Annotated in this window: 16 protein-coding genes; 7 read left to right on the forward strand and 9 right to left on the reverse strand. The window is 68.9% G+C overall.

Annotated elements, in window-relative coordinates:
* Positions 1 to 47: 47 nt before the first annotated feature.
* Entirely contained in the window at positions 48 to 650 is a 603-nt protein-coding gene (locus tag O1Q96_RS25990) for a GNAT family N-acetyltransferase (RefSeq protein WP_269250447.1), read from the forward strand.
* A 158-nt stretch (positions 651 to 808) separates the two neighbouring features.
* On the opposite strand, the gene O1Q96_RS25995 is transcribed toward O1Q96_RS25990, so the two are convergent.
* The 5 genes from O1Q96_RS25995 to O1Q96_RS26015 all read right to left on the reverse strand — a co-directional run bounded on the left by O1Q96_RS25995 (position 809) and on the right by O1Q96_RS26015 (position 5924).
* On the reverse strand, positions 809 to 1315 hold the full coding sequence (locus O1Q96_RS25995) for a gluconokinase (RefSeq protein WP_269250448.1): 507 nt from the start codon (positions 1313 to 1315) through the stop codon (positions 809 to 811).
* A 27-nt stretch (positions 1316 to 1342) separates the two neighbouring features.
* Positions 1343 to 2389, reverse strand: coding sequence for a glucose 1-dehydrogenase (locus tag O1Q96_RS26000; RefSeq protein WP_269253720.1), 1047 nt, complete (start codon positions 2387 to 2389; stop codon positions 1343 to 1345).
* A 274-nt stretch (positions 2390 to 2663) separates the two neighbouring features.
* Positions 2664 to 2855, reverse strand: a complete 192-nt coding sequence (locus tag O1Q96_RS26005; RefSeq protein WP_419586948.1) for a hypothetical protein — start codon at positions 2853 to 2855, stop codon at positions 2664 to 2666.
* A gap of 85 nt (positions 2856 to 2940) precedes the next feature.
* Positions 2941 to 3492, reverse strand: coding sequence for an EF-hand domain-containing protein (locus O1Q96_RS26010; protein ID WP_269250449.1), 552 nt, complete (start codon positions 3490 to 3492; stop codon positions 2941 to 2943).
* 134 nt (positions 3493 to 3626) lie between these two features.
* Positions 3627 to 5924, reverse strand: a complete 2298-nt coding sequence (locus O1Q96_RS26015) for a molybdopterin-dependent oxidoreductase (protein ID WP_269250450.1) — start codon at positions 5922 to 5924, stop codon at positions 3627 to 3629.
* 503 nt (positions 5925 to 6427) lie between these two features.
* On the opposite strand from O1Q96_RS26015, the gene O1Q96_RS26020 reads away from it, so the two are divergent.
* The 3 genes from O1Q96_RS26020 to O1Q96_RS26030 are packed head-to-tail and all read left to right on the forward strand — an operon-like array spanning position 6428 to position 9708.
* Positions 6428 to 7936 carry an FAD-dependent oxidoreductase gene (locus O1Q96_RS26020; protein ID WP_269250451.1) on the forward strand — a complete coding sequence of 503 codons (1509 nt, stop codon included), beginning with the start codon at positions 6428 to 6430 and terminating at the stop codon, positions 7934 to 7936.
* A gap of 15 nt (positions 7937 to 7951) precedes the next feature.
* On the forward strand, positions 7952 to 9079 hold the full coding sequence (locus O1Q96_RS26025; protein ID WP_269250452.1) for a hypothetical protein: 1128 nt from the start codon (positions 7952 to 7954) through the stop codon (positions 9077 to 9079).
* A gap of 5 nt (positions 9080 to 9084) precedes the next feature.
* Positions 9085 to 9708, forward strand: coding sequence for a TetR/AcrR family transcriptional regulator (locus O1Q96_RS26030; RefSeq protein WP_269250453.1), 624 nt, complete (start codon positions 9085 to 9087; stop codon positions 9706 to 9708).
* 158 nt (positions 9709 to 9866) lie between these two features.
* Here O1Q96_RS26030 and O1Q96_RS26035 read toward each other — a convergent pair whose 3' ends face one another.
* Positions 9867 to 10931 carry an alpha/beta hydrolase family protein gene (locus O1Q96_RS26035; RefSeq protein WP_269250454.1) on the reverse strand — a complete coding sequence of 355 codons (1065 nt, stop codon included), beginning with the start codon at positions 10929 to 10931 and terminating at the stop codon, positions 9867 to 9869.
* A gap of 106 nt (positions 10932 to 11037) precedes the next feature.
* Here O1Q96_RS26035 and O1Q96_RS26040 point away from each other — a divergent pair, with 106 nt between their 5' ends.
* Together O1Q96_RS26040 and O1Q96_RS26045 are read left to right on the forward strand one after the other, a co-directional pair.
* Positions 11038 to 11670 carry a GNAT family N-acetyltransferase gene (locus tag O1Q96_RS26040; RefSeq protein ID WP_269250455.1) on the forward strand — a complete coding sequence of 211 codons (633 nt, stop codon included), beginning with the start codon at positions 11038 to 11040 and terminating at the stop codon, positions 11668 to 11670.
* A complete protein-coding gene (locus O1Q96_RS26045) occupies positions 11667 to 12590 on the forward strand; it encodes a PaaX family transcriptional regulator C-terminal domain-containing protein (protein WP_269250456.1) in 924 nt (307 codons plus the stop codon). The genes O1Q96_RS26040 and O1Q96_RS26045 overlap by 4 nt, the downstream gene beginning before the upstream one ends.
* Before the next feature lie 383 nt (positions 12591 to 12973).
* Here the strand turns inward: O1Q96_RS26045 and O1Q96_RS26050 are convergent, their stop codons facing one another.
* Positions 12974 to 13609 carry a hypothetical protein gene (locus tag O1Q96_RS26050; protein ID WP_269250457.1) on the reverse strand — a complete coding sequence of 212 codons (636 nt, stop codon included), beginning with the start codon at positions 13607 to 13609 and terminating at the stop codon, positions 12974 to 12976.
* Between the two features lie 208 nt (positions 13610 to 13817).
* On the opposite strand from O1Q96_RS26050, the gene O1Q96_RS26055 reads away from it, so the two are divergent.
* A complete protein-coding gene (locus tag O1Q96_RS26055) occupies positions 13818 to 14351 on the forward strand; it encodes a P-loop NTPase family protein (RefSeq protein WP_269253721.1) in 534 nt (177 codons plus the stop codon).
* Positions 14352 to 15242: 891 nt separating this feature from the next.
* Here O1Q96_RS26055 and O1Q96_RS26060 read toward each other — a convergent pair.
* On the reverse strand, positions 15243 to 15521 hold the full coding sequence (locus tag O1Q96_RS26060; protein WP_331276110.1) for an AMP-binding enzyme: 279 nt from the start codon (positions 15519 to 15521) through the stop codon (positions 15243 to 15245).
* Entirely contained in the window at positions 15413 to 16594 is a 1182-nt protein-coding gene (locus tag O1Q96_RS26065; protein WP_269250458.1) for an AMP-binding protein, read from the reverse strand. The genes O1Q96_RS26060 and O1Q96_RS26065 overlap by 109 nt, the downstream gene beginning before the upstream one ends.
* Positions 16595 to 16661 lie beyond the last annotated feature (67 nt).

The following is a 16661-nucleotide window of genomic DNA, read 5'->3' on the forward strand; positions in this document are numbered from 1 at the left end:
GAGGCTCACGGATGACAAGACCCGAGCCATGCGCGAGGCTCGTCGACATGGAGATCAGAGCGGGCGTGCGGGGCGACGTGGAGCAGATCGCGGCGCTGCACGCGGAGAGCTGGCGTACTGCATACGCCGGGATCATGCCGAGCAGCTTCCTGGACGGCCCCCTGTTCGAGGACCGGTTGGCGCTGTGGCGCGGGCGAATTCTCGAACCGCAGTCGGCTGCGGGACTGTTCGTGGCCGTGAACCGAGGCGAGATGGACGGTTTCGTGTACCTCGTGCCGCGCCCCGACGGCCGCGTCCTTCTGGACAATCTGCATGCCCGGCCGGGCCGTACTGGTTCCGGCATCGGAGGCCGACTGCTCCGACAGGCCCTCGCCTGGGCCGCCACCGAGCACTCCGGACGGGATGTCTATCTGGAGGTACTGCGCGCCAACACACGCGCCATCGCGTTCTACGAGCGACACGGCGCTCTCCGTACCGACGAGCGGGTCTGCCTGTTCGAGCAGGGCTTTGACCTGCCTGAACTCGAGTACACCTGGACCGCCGGGTCGGTGTCGCCGGCCCCGCACTCGTTGTCGCAGTGCGGGACCGGTCAGGGTGCTGTCGGGGATCCCTCCGGGACGAACCCCGATGTTCGGGCGCCTGCCCACTGACAGTCACAGCCACTGGTTGATGGACGTGACAGGGACGGCTGCCTCGTAGCAGGCTGCCGCCTCGTCGTACCGCGTGACCGGGCAGGCCAGGTCAGATGCCACCACACCGTGCGGCGGCCCCTTGCCACGAAGTCATCGACGGTCCGCAGGTGAACAAGTCAGGAGGAGGCAATGGCGGCATGAGCAAGGGCGGCGGTCTGTTGCGGCGTTCCGTCGATGGGGACGGTCGCACCGGCTTCGTCGTCGCCCAGTGGTTCGAGGTCGGCGAGCTGTGAACGAAGCAGGTCGGGCGACATGAAGTGGCCTTGCCGCGCGGTGATCCGGGCGGCGATCAGCTCGGGTGAACCGTCGAGGTGCAGGAAGGCGACGTGCGGCGCGGCGGAAGCCAGCCGGTCACGGTAGCGGCGCTTGAGCGCCGAACACGCGACCACTCCGCCGCAGTCCTGGCCGGCCAGCCATTGCGCGATCGTCTCCAGCCAGGAGCGGCGGTCGTCATCCTGCAGCGGCTGACCCGCTCGCATCTTCGCCACGTTGGACGCGGGATGGAAGTCATCTCCTTCGGCGTAGGGAACACCGAGGTGTTGTGCGAGCAGTCGGCCGACCGTGGTCTTACCCGAGCCCGATACCCCCATGACCACGACGAGCGGAGCGGTGTTGTGAGACATATGAAGCCTTTCTTCGGGTAGTGCCGCCTACAGCTCGATGATCACCTTGATGGAGTCCGGTTGCGGCGTGAACGCCTCTGTTGCGCGCTCCAGCGGCACTCGCCGGGTGATCATGCTCTCCAGCCATGACACGTCGGCCTTTGCCAACGCGTCGGCAGCCTGGCTGTAGTGACGCAGGTTGGCGTTGACGGAGCCCACCACCGCGTCGTTCTGCAGCACGATCTCCCTGTTGACGGCGCCCGCGTCCACGGTCATCCTGCGGCCGACGGGTGACACACCCGTCAGGCACACCACTCCGTAGGGTGCGGTCCCCGTCAGTGAGGCAAGGACGAGCTCGTTCGCACCCGTGGCTTCGATGATGACGTCCGGGCACACATCGGAGATGACCTCCTCAGCGTCCTTCGCGTGGTAAGTGGCGCCCAACTCTCTCACCAGAGAGGGTTTGGGTCCTTCGGTCACCCGGTCGAGCACGTGCACCTCCAGTCCTCGCTGAACGCCCAGGAGGGCGGCCAGCAGACCGATGGGCCCCGCACCGGTTACCAGGACGCGATGCGGCTCGAACCACGAACGCGCACCGACACGCTCGACCTGCTCCCACGCTTTTGCCACCACGCTGGTCGGCTCCACGAGCACCCCAACGCGCTCCAGATGTGGCTCCAGCTTCACCGCATAGTCGGGCTCCACGCACCACATCTGCGCGCCGTATCCGTCGACTTCCTTGATGCCGCGTTCGGTGTAGCGGCCGTTGCGGCACATGTCGAACTCGCCGCGTGCGCAAGCCCCGCACGGCTCGGGGTCCGGCCGGCGCACCACCCCGGCGACCAGGTCACCGGCCGAGAACCCGCTGCCCGGCGGCGCCTGCCGAACCCTCCCGACGGACTCATGACCCAGTACCAGCCAATCGCGGCCCGGTGGGGCCCAGCCGTACTCGCCCCGGACGATCTCCCTGTCCGTTCCGCACACGCCCACCGCCAGGCCCTGCACCAGCAGCTCGCCGACAGCCGGGGCGGGGTCAGGCACCTCCCGTACCTCTACGGGTCCCTTCCCGCCAGGCCGCACGGTCAATGCAAGCATCGCCAACCTCGTCCCTCTCGCTGCGCGGCGCCCCGTACAGGTGCGCGCCGCTGCCCGACAGCTGTCTCGTCTGTACGTGTGTCCCGCTCAGCGCCTTTCAGCACCCAGGCAGCCGGAATGGAGGAAGATCAAGCTACTGAGCGGCCTGGGCCGCGCCGCCGGACACCGTGACATCGGGCAGCCGCCGAGCAGGAGGCGGAGCATCGTCACGATCTGGTCCAGGTCGGCCAGCCTGGAAGGGCAGTGGTCTCGGGGACGACCCGGGAGGGGTCCTTCAGCAGCTTCGGGGAGACGGCGAAAGCGCCACCGCCCACGCAGTCCACGCCGCGTCGTTGCCCTCGGGCAACAGATCCGGCACCCGCTCGGCCAGCCCGTCGCCGTGGACGACGGGCTCGGTGCCCAGCGAGCGCAAGTACTCGTGGTTGCGTTCACCGGCCGTACCGATGACCCGGACGCCCTGGACCACGGCGATCTGGACGGCGAGGGAGCCGACGTGCCCACACCCTGCAGTGGTGCGGGCATGCGGTGCCCCTGGGCCACGTCTGGGGCTGTCAGCCGGCGACCCTGCCGAACAAGTGGTTAGCAGGAGCCTCCGGGTTGTTGCCGTAGAAGAACTCCGTGACGGCCTGGTGGAATTCGGCGCGGTCCAGCGCACCGGAGCCGTCCCGGTCCAAAGCGGCGAAGACTGCGGCGCAGTCCTCGCCGGGAACGCCGGCGACCGAGTAGTACATCTGCTGGAACTCCGCCTGGTCGATCTTGCCGTCTCCGTTGAGGTCGGCGAGGTCGAAGAAGTAGTTGGTCACCGGCTCGATCTGTTCCGGGTACTGGGCTGGGTCGGTGAGGACCCGCCTGAACCCTTCGGTCATCTCCCGCAGATCGACCTTCCCGTCACCGTCCTGATCCAAGGGGGCGATCACGTTCATCCAGAACCCGTCCATCCCCTCGGTGAGCAGGCGGGCGGTCGCGGCGTCCGGCGCGGTGCCGCGGGCGGCGATGTAGCGCTCGCTCATCATTCGGACGTCCCGCTGGGTGATGAACCCGTCGCCGTCGACGTCGGCGCCCCTGAACCACTGGGCGTATTTGAGGTCTTGAAGTGCAGTCACGACTACGTAAAGTATTCATTCCATTACGCAAGCGCAAACCGCAGGTGGAGAGCCTCTCGGCGGCCAGGGCCAGCCGCTACGTGGTTGACGTTGGCATACAGGAAACTTGCCCGAAGAGACAGCAGCCCTTCGTGTCAATGTTCGAGGTGTGGCGGTGTGAAGGCGAGCACATCAGGAAGGGGATGGTCGTACAACTCGACGTCGACCAGTGCACTGAGAGCACTCGGTCCTTGGGACAGGCGCGAGCACGGCCGATCCGCCGTGAGAACGTTCGGATTGCCGTGGCGGTCCAATGTTCCGGCCAGGCCCGGCCGGACCGGATCCCACCACGCTCCCGTGGACAGTTGCACGACACCTGGCATGACGTCGTCCGACAGGACTGCGCCCGCCAGACAGCTGCCTCGGTCGTTGTAGACACGCACGATCATGCCGTTCTCGATGCCGCGCGACGCGGCGTCCAACCGGTTGATCGTCACCGGCTCACGGCCACGGATCTTTGAACTGAGGCTGTGGCCACCGTTGTCGTACTGACTGTGCAGGCGCGAGGCGGGCTGATTCGAGATCAAGTGCAGCGGGAATCGGTCCGCCAGATCAGCACGAAGCCACTCCACCGGTTCGAACCATGTCGGATGCCCGGCGCAGTCGGCGTAGCCGAACGAGTCGATCTCCTCGGAGAAGATCTCGATCCGGCCCGAAGGCGTCGACAGGGGGAACCGCTGCGGATCTGCGCGGAGCGCCTCGAAGCTGCCGGGAAACGGTCCGGTCAACGCCGGCAGCTCAGCGGTGGAGCTGCGCCAGAAGTCGTCGAAGTCCGGCAAGGCGGCATCGTCGCCGAGCTCGGCCCTCGTCTGCTCGTAAAGGTGCCGGACCCATTCGATCTCGGAGCGCGACTCCGTGAACTCCTGCTCGTATCCGAGCCGGGAGGCCAAGGCGGCGAAGATCTGGTGGTCGGTGCGCGACTCGCCCTCCGGCTCACGGACCTTCGGCATCGCGACAAGGTGGGGATCGGAGAATCCGGCGGCAAAGTCGTCGCGCTCCAGGCTGGTGGCGACGGGGAGGACGATGTCCGCGAACTTGGCCGTGGTGTTCCACCAGGCTTCGTGCACCACCACCGTGTCAGGGGTCTGCCAGGCGCGGGTCAACCGGTGCAGGTCCTGGTGGTGATGGAACGGGTTGCCTCCGCACCAGTAGACCAGGCGAAGTTCGGGCAGCGTGAGGCGCCGGCCGTCGTAGTCGATCGTCTTCCCCGGATGCAGCAGGGTGTCGGCGATCCTTGCGACCGGGATGAAGTCCGGAACGGGGTTGGAAACCTTGGGCACTGTCGCCACGGAGGGGCGGCCTCTGGCGACGCCGGTCGCGTCCATCGTCGCGTATCCCGCGCCCCAGCCGCAGCCGGGCCGGCCCATCGAGCCCGTCATGGCGGCCAGTACGACAGACATCCACATCGGTTGTTCGCCATGGTCTGCCCGTTGCACCGCGTAGTTGACCATGATGAGAGAACGCTGGGTGGTGAGGCGGCGGGCGAGGTCGGTGATCACGTCGCGGCTGATGCCCGTGATCCTCGCTGCCCAGGCAGCGTCCTTGGGGACGCCGTCGAGCTCGCCGACCAGATAGGAGGCGAAGCGGTCGAAGCCGACGCAGCACCGGCGGAGGAAGTCCTCGTCGTGCCACCCGTTGACCAGCATCGTGTGCGCGATGCCGAGCATCGCGGCGGTGTCGGTGTTGGGGATGACGGGCAGCCACTCGGCGTCGAGGAAGCCGGCGGTGTCGCTGCGGATGGGGCTGACGTTGACGAACCGCACCCCGGCCTCACGGCACTGGCGCTGCAGGTTCTGCGTCTGGTGCCTGGCCAGTCCACCAGGGTTGATCTGGCTGTTCTTGAGGGCCAGCCCGCCGAACGCCACCACGAGCTCGCAGTTCTCGGCGATCTCGTCCCACATCGGCATCCGGGACTGGTAGCTCCACGGATGCCCGCCGATCACATGGGGGAGGATGACCTCCAAAGCCGCGGTGCTGTACGTGTTGCGGGAGTCGGTGTATCCCCCGCCCAACGCCAGGAACCGGTGGAGTTGACCCTGCGCGTTGTGAAACCCGCCCGCACTCGCCCATCCATAGGATCCGCCGAACACCGCACTGTCTCCGTGCTGTGAACGCACTCGACGCAGTTCATCGCTGACCAGCGTGATCGCGTCGTCCCAGCTCACCTCCACGAAGGCGTCCGCGCCTCTGGCCGTGTCGTGGGCGCGCGGCAGGCCGTTCAGCCAGCCCTTGCGCACCGCGGGGCGCAACACGCGAGCGCTGTCGTCAGCGGCTGTCACCATCCCGGGGCCGATGGGCGACGGCGCGGGGTCGTCACCCCTCGGCTCAATTCGCACCAACCGACCGGAATCGACCACCGCGACAAGACTGCCCCAGTGCGTCGCAACCGTCATGCGCCGTTCCACCACGCATCAACTCCATCCCTGAGGTTTCCCCTGCTCTCGGACAGCGGTTGCTCACGTCACGGGGGGTCGACTTCAGTCGGCGGTCCGCGGGACGGAGACTTCCCCTGTGCCATGCCGCCCAACCCCGTCGGTGCGCGCGACTGCCGGCCCAAGCAGCCGGTTGGTGTTCTCGTTGGTGCCGCGCCGCCATGGGCTCCGCGGCTTGCCGAGGTAGACCGGTATCCCGGTCCGTCTGACTCGCCGACCGAGGCCGCACCATCGAACGCTGCGAGCAGGCCGACCTCTCGGCGATGTCGACCGGAAGCAGAGCTGCGGGACTCCCTACGGCGCAGGCCATCTGGGCGTCCCAGCCGGCCGTCGCCACGGCTTGATCGGGGGAGGTCACTGCGCCGGACCTGATGTCTCGTGGGAAGGCTGGCACGTTCAGCCCGCACCTGTTACCTTCCCCTCCGATCATACATTCAGCCATGACATGTATGAATGGAGTCCGCATGCGGGGAAAGACAGCCGTGGTGCTCGGCGGTAGCGTGGCAGGGCTGTGCGCCGCAGGAGTGCTCGCGAGGCATTTCGACGAGGTGATCGTCCTGGAGCGGGACCGGCTCCCGCCTGACGCGCAGCACCGGCGGGGTGTGCCGCAGAGCAAACACCCGCACTTCCTCCTCAACTCCGGGCGTCGCGCGATCGGTGAGATTTTCCCCGGGTTCGAGGAGGCACTCATCGCCGCGGGCGGGATGCGCCTGATGCCCTCGATGGACGCGGGGTACTGCGAGAACGACGGCTGGGCCCCGCGCAAGGCCGGGTCGATGACGATGGTCTACAGCTCCCGCGTGCTCATCGAGCGGGTCCTGCGCGACAAGGTCCACGAGCTCCCGGCCATCGAGATCCGCGAGGGCGTGACCGTCACCGGACTTCGTGCCACCGGAGGCGGCACCGAGCGCGGGCGCGTCGAGGGAGTCGAGTACCGCGCGGGCGACGACTCGGGCCATCTGTCAGCCGACCTGGTCGTCGACGCGCTGGGGCGCGGCTCCTCCGTCGCCGACTGGCTGAGCACCGCGGGATGGCCGACGCCTCCGGAGAAGACCCTCGACGCCAAGGTCACCTACACGTCGCGATGGTACGACCTGCCGCCCGCCGACCGGCGTCCACAGGCGTGGTGGTGGAAGCACCTGGTCATCACTCCGACCCAGGACACCGGCGAACATCCCGAGGAGCACGAGTTCCTCAGTAACTTCTTCCCGATCGAGGGCAACCGCGCCATCGTGTGCATGGGGGCATGGGGCATCCGGATGCCGCGCGAGGCCGACACCTTCGAGGCAGCGGTGGACCGAGTCCGGGCCAGGTCCTTCGGGCAGGCGACGCGTGCCTGCACCCCGACCTCCGGGGTGCACCTCACTCGATCGACCGGCAACAAGTGGCGGCGCTTCGACCTGCTCGACCAGCCTCCGCTCGGGCTGGTCTGCGTCGGTGACTCGATCTGCGCGTTCAACCCGTTCTACGCCCAGGGGATGAGCTCGGCGGCCCGCTCCGCGCTCATCCTCGCCGAGATGCTGCACAGCCACGACGTCCTCGGCCTCGCCTTCTTCCGCGAGTTCCTCGCCCGGCAGAAGAAGTCGCTCGACGTGCCCTGGATGCTCGCGATGGCCCGTGACCAGGCATACGACTTCGCAACCGGGACCGAGGTCGTCGCTCCCTGGCGCCGCAAGCTGGCCGCGCGCCTCAGCTGGCCGGTCTTCAACGCCATCAACGCCACGAGCCGCGAGGACGCCTACGTCGAGCGGACGTTCGCCCAGGTCTTCAACCTCGACATGTCGCTCAGGGAGATGACGACCGATGTGCGGTTCTGGTTCGGCATCGCGCGCTACAAGGTGCGTCAGCGGCTCGGACGCACGGTCGTGCCCGGCGGGTTCGACGACCAGCAGGATCCGCCCGGCACCGACTACACCGGCCAGAGCCGCGCCGGCAATTCGCCGTCCGCCGAGACCGACCTCGTCAATGACTGACCCGAGGAGCAAGGAATGAGCTTTTCATGCGACTCAGCGGCCGAGCGTCTCGCTGGAAGGCTCGGCTTCTCCTGCCACGACGCCGATCCCATCGTGGACTTCCGCAACCCGTTCGGTCTCGAGAGCGGCACCATGCCGTTCCTCGAGCTGCTCATCATCGGCGGTGCGGTGTTCGCCCTCGTTCATGCGTGGCGGCGGTGGCGACGCGACGGGGACCCGGTCAACATCTCGCTATGGTTCGCCTCGCTCGTCTACCTGGCGGTGATCGAGCCACCGCTCTACTTCCCGAGCTGGTTCGGCCTGGAGGAGCACGTCGGGTTCATCTTCTCCCACAACGTGTTCACCGTGCAGTTCATGTACGACCGGCTGCCCCTCTACATCGTGGCTTTCTATCCGGCGCTGTCGCAGCTCGCCTACGAAGTGGTCCGCGTTCTCGGCGTCTTCGCGCGACGCGGGCTCCTTCTCGGTTCGCTGGCCGTCGCGTTCACCTGCCAGGTGTTCTACGAGATCTTCGATCAACTCGGACCTCAGCTGAAGTGGTGGGCCTGGAACCCCGGCAACGAGATGATCAACGAGCCGGCGCTCGCCTCGGTCCCGATGAACAGCATGTTCCTGTTCGCCTCGGTGTCCTTCGGCGCCATGACCTACCTCGTCGTCCGACTGGTCGGCGTGAAGGACGGCCGAGGCACGCTCACCGGCCGGCAGGTCAGCCTGCGCACCGTGGCCGCCGGCGTGCTGACACCGTTGGCGATGACGGTCGCCGGCCTGCCCAGCAACGTCTTCCGTGGTGGGGACCACCTCGGGATCCAACAGGCCATCCTCGGTGCCGAGCTCGCCCTGGTCTGGATCGTCGGCCTCTACCTTCTCGCGGACGCCTGGCGCGCGCGGCGAACAGATCCGGCACCGGTGGCGTCGCCGCTGTTCGCGCAGACCTATCCGGCGCTGTACCTCGGCGTCCACATCGTCCTCTGGCTGGTCGTGTTGCCGGCCTACTTCGCGGCGGCCAATGGCATCACCGAACAGGGCACGCCGATCGGCAGCCTGTGGTACACCGTGCTGTGCACCGTAGCCGCAACCGGGCTCATCGTGGCCGTACTCCGCGCGACCATGTCCCGGCAGACCACAGAGCCTGTGCGATCCTAGGAACCATGGGGCATCACGGCTGGGGAGGCCGGCCTCCCGCATCGGACGCGGAGGCCCGGCAGCGCATCATCGACGCGACCGCCCGCTGCATCGACAGGCACGGCGTCACGAAGACGACCCTGTCCGACGTCGCCGGCGAGCTCGGCGTCACCCGCCAGACCGTCTACCGCCACTTCGGCCGCATCAGCGACATCATCGGCGAGGTGGCGGCCCAGGGCGCCGAGTCGTTCGTCGACCGGATGATCGCGCACCTGCAAGGGACCACCGACCCGGCCGAAGCCGTGGTCGAAGGCATGGTCTTCTGCGTACGAACCATCCCCACCGAGCCACGCCTGAGCCTTCTGCTGCAACTGGGAGACACCGCCGCCTTCGGCCGTGGCACCACCACCAGGGAGACCATCGCCTACGGCGCCAAGATGCTGCGGCGCTTCCCCGTCGACTGGGCCGCCGCCGACATCGACGAGGACGACCTCAACGGCCTCGCCGAGATCATCATGCGACTCCTCACGTCGCTGCTGCAGCATCCCGGCGAGGCACCGCAGGACGAAACCCGGCTCCGCACCTTCCTCAAGCGCTGGCTGGCCCCGGCGCTGTCCCGGACATCAGCATCCGCGCACCCGCGTTCTTGAACGCTCACCCGGTGACGTGAGAGGCAGCACCGAATCGCGGGTCGGGCGCCACCCACAACGCATTGCCATCGCAGGACGGGAGCACATTGCCCGAGCGGGGTTCCTCAGCCGTGTCCGAGTTGCGGACCGCCGTGCGGCGGGTTCGGTGGTCGTGGCGGTCACTCGGTCCCCCTGCGGTCGGTGAGCTGCTCGACGAAGCGGTGTTGTTCGGCGAGGAACCCGGCGGCGTACAGGCGCCGGGGAGCGAAGACTGCGGTGAGGGTCAGGCGCGGCCCGGAGTTCTCGACGGCGTTGTCGACCAGCGAGTGGGCGGCGTCGGGATAGTGACGGACCGTCAGTGAGGCGGGCGGCAGGACGCGGCGGTAGGCAGCCTCGGTGTCGGCGACGTCGACGTTGACGTCGTGCCCGGCCAGCACCAGGAGGGTGGGTGTACCGCGCATGGCGTGCAGGTCCTCGGTGGCATTGGAGCGGTAGTTGCGGGCGATGAACCGCCAGCGTTCCGCGGTCATGCCGTCGTTGTGGCCGACGGCGTTGCGGTACTGCTCGAAGGTCGCGCCCTGCCTCAGCAGGTCCAGGGTCGTCTCGCGGCGTCGCAGTGCCGTCTCCGTCTTGTCCGGGGAGGCACCGTTCTTCCGCAGTTCGGCGAGGAGGTTGTAGCGACCCTGCTGCTGCCAGTCGACGGCTGGTGAGACCGCGATGACGAACCGGACGGCGCGGTCGCGGGCTGCGATTTTGGGCAGCACCCACCCAGCCTGGCTGGCCCCCCACAGTCCGATGCGCCGACCGTCGATGCCGGGACGTGTGCGGGCCCAGGCGATCGCGGCGAGAGTCTCGTCCGCACGGTCGTCCATGCTCTGGTCCAGCCAGTTGCCCTCGGAGGCGCCGACGCCCGGCTTGCTGAAGGAGAGCGAGGCGTAGCCGGCCTTCGCGAACGACTCCCACACGGGCCGGTAGAAGGTCTCGTGCGTGGCGTCGACGGGCCCGTCCCCGTGCACGAAAACCACCAGGCCGAACGGACCGGCGCCGTTCGCGGGCGTGGCAAGGACGCCGTCCAGCAGGCGGCCGTCATGCCGGACGGTGACGCGCTCCTCCCGTAGCGCGTAGGTGTTCTGCCAGAGCGCGACACCGCCGAGCCCCGCGCTCACCAGCAGAACCACGACCGCGCCCCACACCAGGACGCGCCGGCGACGCCGCGCCCACGGCCCACTTGTTCGTCGGCTCATACCCACCCCCAATAACTATCACTTTCAATACTCTCGTATTGAGAATGAACGTAGTAGGATCGATAGTGCAAGCGGGCATCCGAACCGCTGCGGGGAAGGGACGCCGATGGAGCCGACTGATCGGGGACACGGCCCGGAGGTGCGCCGGGGCGTACCCGAGGGCAGCGAAGCCCGGGTGGCCGCGCTGTACTGGGAGGCGTTCGGGCGCAAGCTCGGCACCGCGCTGAACCCGCCGGACACCGCCCGTGCCTTCCTCGCGACCCATCTCCACCACGACCGCGGGGTGGTCGCCGTGGTCGACGGCGAAGTGGCGGGCGTGGCCGGCTACCAACTCGGCGAACGCGGCCTGCTCGGCGGCGGCGCGCGCGACGTGCTGTCCACCTACGGGGCCTGGCGCGGGCTGGGCCGACTGGCGCTGCTCGCCCTGATGGAGCGACAGCCCGCCAAGGGCGAGCTGGTGATGGACGGCATCGCCGTCGCCCCAGAACACCGCGGCGAGGGCATCGGCAGCCTACTGCTGCGCGAGGTCGCGGCCGTCGCCGCCGAGCACTCCTGCCGGCGCGTCCGGCTCGACGTCATCGACGTCAACCCACGCGCCCGCGCCCTGTACGAGCGCCACGGCTTCGTCGCGGTGCACACCGAGCAGACCCCGTATCTGCGCAGGATGATGGGCTTCGGCGCCGTCACCACCATGCACCGCGCCATCAACAGGCCCCCGCGCACCGAGGGATCCCGATGAGCACGCTCCCGAACACCCCGACGGACGAAGCGGACGGCGACCCTCACCTGCACGTCCCCACCCGGCTGGTCGTCCACGCCCTGGTTCGCGAGGACGGCACCGTCGATGCCGGTGAGCTCTACACGGTCGCCGGCCTGCTCGGCATGACGGACCAACAGGTACGCCTCTGCATCAAACGGCTCGTCGCCGAGGGCCGTTTCACCCACGAAGGGCGCGGACGCAAGGCTCTCCTGAGGGCGGTCGCCGACGTCACCGACTCGATCACCCCCAACGTCGCCTACGTCCGCCACGCCTACCGGCAGGACCACGGGCTGGCCGCCTGGGACGGTGTCTGGCACCTGTTCGCCTTCGCCATCCCCGAAGCGAGCAGGAGCTCCCGCGACGCCCTGCGCGACACCTTGCGCCATCTCGGCGCCGCCCCGGTCCAAAGCGGCCTCTACGTCAGCGCGAACCGGATCGAGCAGCTGGTCGAAGCGCAAGCCCGCCGACTCGACGTCGCCCACGCAGTCACCTGCCTCACCAGCACCGACCTGCGCGTCGGAGGCCTGGCCGACCCGCCCGCCCTGGCCGCCGCGCTCTGGCCCCTGGACGACATCGCCGCCCGCCACGACCGCCTCGCCCACCTCGCCCAGCGCTGCCTCGACCGGCTCGCGCAGCCGGACGATCTCACCGGTCCCGAGCAGCTGACCATGGCCGTCCAGCTCGCTGCGGCCTTCACCGACGCCATGGAACCCGACCCCCTGCTGCCCCCCGAACTCCTCCCCCAGCCCTGGCCCGGCACCCACGCCCGTAGGCTCACGGCCGCCTGCTGGACCGCGCTCGCCAGGGCCGGCACCCACGCCGTCACCGGGGCCCCGATCCCCCGCCTGTTCGTCCAGTACGAGGAACTGCTCGCCTCGATCCCCCAGCACCACACCTGAATCGGCCCGCCACCCTGGCAGAACCGACCACGCGGGTAGTCAGGCCCACCGGTCACACGCACCCCGACCGCCCCGCGCGAGGCAGTCGGGCAACAGGGACATCGCCGTCTCGCCGAGGGTGTCGGAGCGGTCGGTGGCTCTGACGGAAGTTCTGGCGTGCGCGGGGGCGTGGTCGGGATCTGTCGAAGGGGTCGTCAGGCCGCCCGAGGCCGGGGCTCGCCCAGACGGAGCGGCCGGATCGGGAGCTGGAGCGTGGCTCGGCCACCCAAGGCTGGCCGGATCAGCGGTGGACGCGGCGAGGCCGGGGAGGGCCACCTCGGTTGTCCCATCGCACCAACCTTTGAGTGACCGTAGCGTCGGGTCCCGAACACGCCGGCTGATGCTTACTGCTTCCGCTCTCGCGGCGCGAACGGGCCTGTTGCGGGAGCTACGCACTTGTCGATGACGGTGTGATCACCGGCCGCCGAGCCCTCCAAGCAGAGCCGTCCGCCCTTGTCACGCAGGTCGAGCAAGAACCGCGTGGTCGCACCGGACTGCTTGAGGTCGTGTACGCGCTCGTCGACGTAGCCGAGGTCGTTGAGGATCGTCCGGACCTTGGTCGGGGTTGGATCCACGACATCCCAGAGGGCGTGGGCGAGGCGCTCTTCGTGGAGAGCGCTCGCGCACCAGTCTCGAGCGTTCAACTCCACCTCCGGACCCGCCGTGGGGGCGACGGGCTCCACGTCCGGCGGTATCTCCGCCGAACCGGGCGGCAGTGCCTGCGCCGGACCGTTCGGCGGCGCCTCCGGCGGGGCACTCGGGGGACACGACTGCGCGACCTTGTCCAGCATCGCCGTGAAGGCCGCGCCAGGCTGGACCTCGGCAGTGTGAGCAGGCTTGTCCTGCGGTCCATGGGCGCTTGTCTTCTCGGTACCGCAGGCGGCAAGCGACAGAGCGGCAAGAGCTGCTGTCGCGAGCGTCAGCTGCGAGCGGCGCGGGGAGCTGACAACCGCGCTGGTCAGGGCAGTGGTTCGTCTCATGCGCCAAGTCTCCGATCAAGCCGCCTCCTGCACGTGAGTACGCGTACTCACGTGCAGGAGGTAGAAGGCACTGGTTCTCGGATCTGCTGACGCGGGGGGCGTGTTGAGGTGAGGCTGGTTTTCGAAGTCACCCATCCGGGTGTCTCCGGCGCCGGTGCCCCAAAACGCCCCGCCGCTGTCACTGGCCGTCGATAGCGTGACTGCCGTGATGGTGGGTACTGAAGAAACCCGGCTGGTCGTGCTGCGCGGCAACAGTGCCTCGGGGAAGTCGTCCGTCGCGGCCGGCCTGCGTGAGCGGTTCGGCCGCGGCCTGGCCGTGGTCGGTCAGGACAACATCCGCCGCATCGTGCTGCGCGAGCGGGACCGGCCCGGCGCCGCGAACATCGGCCTGATCGGCCTGACCGCCCGCTACGCCCTGGACGCCGGATTCCACGTCGTCGTCGAAGGAATCCTCTACGCCGACCGCTACGGCGACATGCTCACAGAGCTACGTGCCGACCACCGCGGCCCGACTCACGGTTACTACCTGGACATCCCGTTCGGCGAGACCCTCGCCCGGCACGCCACCAAGCCGATCGCCGACGACGTCAGCGAGACGCAGCTGGGCGGCTGGTACCGGGAACGCGATCTCCTGCCCGGCGGCGCTGAGACCGTCATCGGCGCCCACAGTGCCCTGCACGAGACTGTCGACCGCATCATGGTCGACACCGGACTGGCCCTTCTGCCCGCTGTCGACCGCTGACCGAAGTACCTGTGCGAGGTGCCGACCACGGGTACGGCCACACCTACGAGACCTCGGTGATCCGCCGGCCCCCGGGCGGAAAACCCGGCCCTGGCCCGCCCTTCTGCTGCCACGCGGGCTGAGCCGTGCCGTCCCTCCCAGCCTCCCCACGGGAGAGCCGGCGACTGCGCAGTCGCCGCCATAGCAGCAGCTGGGGGTGCCGGTCGGCCATGCCCTGCCGACGGCCTCGCCGGCACGTACCGTGCGTCGCGGTGACGAGTGCCCCAGTTCACACACTGCGCAGAGCCAACGGCGGAACAGACAGGGGCAGTTCGCCGTTCATCCATACGTGACTGCGGAGGGGACAGTGTCCCCGGGCCTCACCCATAGCCCATGGGGACGATCGTTCGGCTGAAGCCCCATGGAGCCCTCCGCCGAGAGGCGACCGCCCCTCCGCAGATCACCACATACCGCCCCGGCTGGTCTCCCCCGTCCAGCCGGGGCTCTGGCATTCGACGCGCCCCCGGGTGCCCACTGCCACCATCTGCGTCACGGAGGCGAGCCGGCCACGCCCTTGAGCGCGGCCGGGGTGCAAGCGCCGGACCACCTTGGATCTCGAACAGGACGACATCTGTATGCCGACACGGCCGACGACCACCAGAACGTGTTGAAGACGGTTGCGTGGCGGACGTGTTGGAGTCCGGAATCGCCCGCGAGGTCATCGAGTCCCGTCAACGACCGGACCACCGCAGGCGGGTGATCGAGCGGACCACTTCCTGAGCGCCCGGCAATCGTCGGCCGAACCCTCACTACGCACGGCGTGCCCGTACTACTTGACCCGTATCGGACCTGCCGTGGACCTTGAGGACCGCCGCGACATGCCTCGGCCCGCCTCTGCGCCATCCGGCGCCGTCAGACCTCCTCGACCGAGTCGGCCCCGTTTCGGACGATGTCCCGCAGACGCTTCTTGTCGATCTTGCCGACCTTCGTCAACGGCAGCTCGTCCAGGACCAGCAGATCCTCGGGCAGTTTGTAGCGGGCCACTTGCATGCCGGTCAGGGCGCCGCGGACCGATGCGAGGGTCAGGTCGGTGCCCGGTTCGACGACCACGACCGCGCAGACCCGTTCTCCCAGATCCGGATCGTGCTTCGCGACAGCGGCGACTCTGGCGACACCCGGCAGGCGGTAGATGAGGTTCTCGACCTCCTCCGCGGTCGGGGGTGAACGCGCGGGCGTTGTGCTCGTCGGCCCGGTAGTAGCCGCGCGGGGTGTACAGGCCGCGGGTGAGGAGGGCGCCCATGCTGCCGGGGGGGAACAGGGTTGTCGGAGGCGTCGACGACGAGAATCTCGTCGTCAGGGCACATGGGGCGGCCCTGCGTCTCGATCCTTCTGTCGTCGGGGTCCTCCAGGCGCGTGTAGTTCAGCAGTCCCTCCGCCATGCCGAACACCTGCTGAAGCGTGCCGCCGAGCACCGGTTCGGCGCGGCGGGCGACCTCGGGGGCGAGGCGGGCGCCACCGACCTGCAGGAGCTGCAGCGTGGGCGGGGCGGAATGGTGGCCAGAGGCCACGGCGTCGATCCAGCGCTGGACGACGGCCGGCACGGCGGCGGTGACCGTCACGCCCTCGGCCATCAGCGGCAGCACCTTGTCGGGGTCCGGGGTGCGGGCCAGGACCACCCGGCCGCCGTTCATGAGCGTGCCCAGGATGCCCGGGCAGGCCAGGGGGAAGTTGTGTCCTGCGGGGAGCGACACGAGATAGACGTCGTCGGAGTCGAGGCCGCAGACCTCGGCGCTGCGCCTCGCGTTGTACTCGTAGTCGTCGTGAGTACGGGTGATGAGCTTCGGCAGTCCGGTCGTACCGCCGGAGAGCAGGAAGACGGCGATGTCGCCGCTCTCCGGGGCGACACGGTCGAGCCGGGCCCGTGCGGCGGCCGGGTCGTCGGCCGGTTCGGCCAGCCCGCGCAGATCCGTCGCATCGATGCCGACCGTGCCACCCCTGCCACCCGTGCCGCCCGTGCCGCCCACGACGAGCAGCAGCCGAACGCTCGGCGTGGCTGCGGCGACCTCCCGCCCCAGGGCCTGGTGGTCGAAGTCGCCGAGCCGGTCCGGTACGGCGATCGCCGTGACCTCGGCATGCGCGGCCAGGTAGCGCAGTTCGTGACCGCGGTGCGCGGGCAGTGCCATCACGGGAGCGATTCCGGCCCGCAGACAGGCAACGGACTCGCCGACCGGGTCGGGGTGCAGGGAGACCGCTACAACGAGCACCACATGTCGCTGGTCGACAAGTAGCCAGACGACCGGGAGCTGATTGGACTCGTTCGGTCTTCCTATA

Source organism: Streptomyces aurantiacus (assembly GCF_027107535.1).
Taxonomy (GTDB): Bacteria; Actinomycetota; Actinomycetes; order Streptomycetales; family Streptomycetaceae; genus Streptomyces.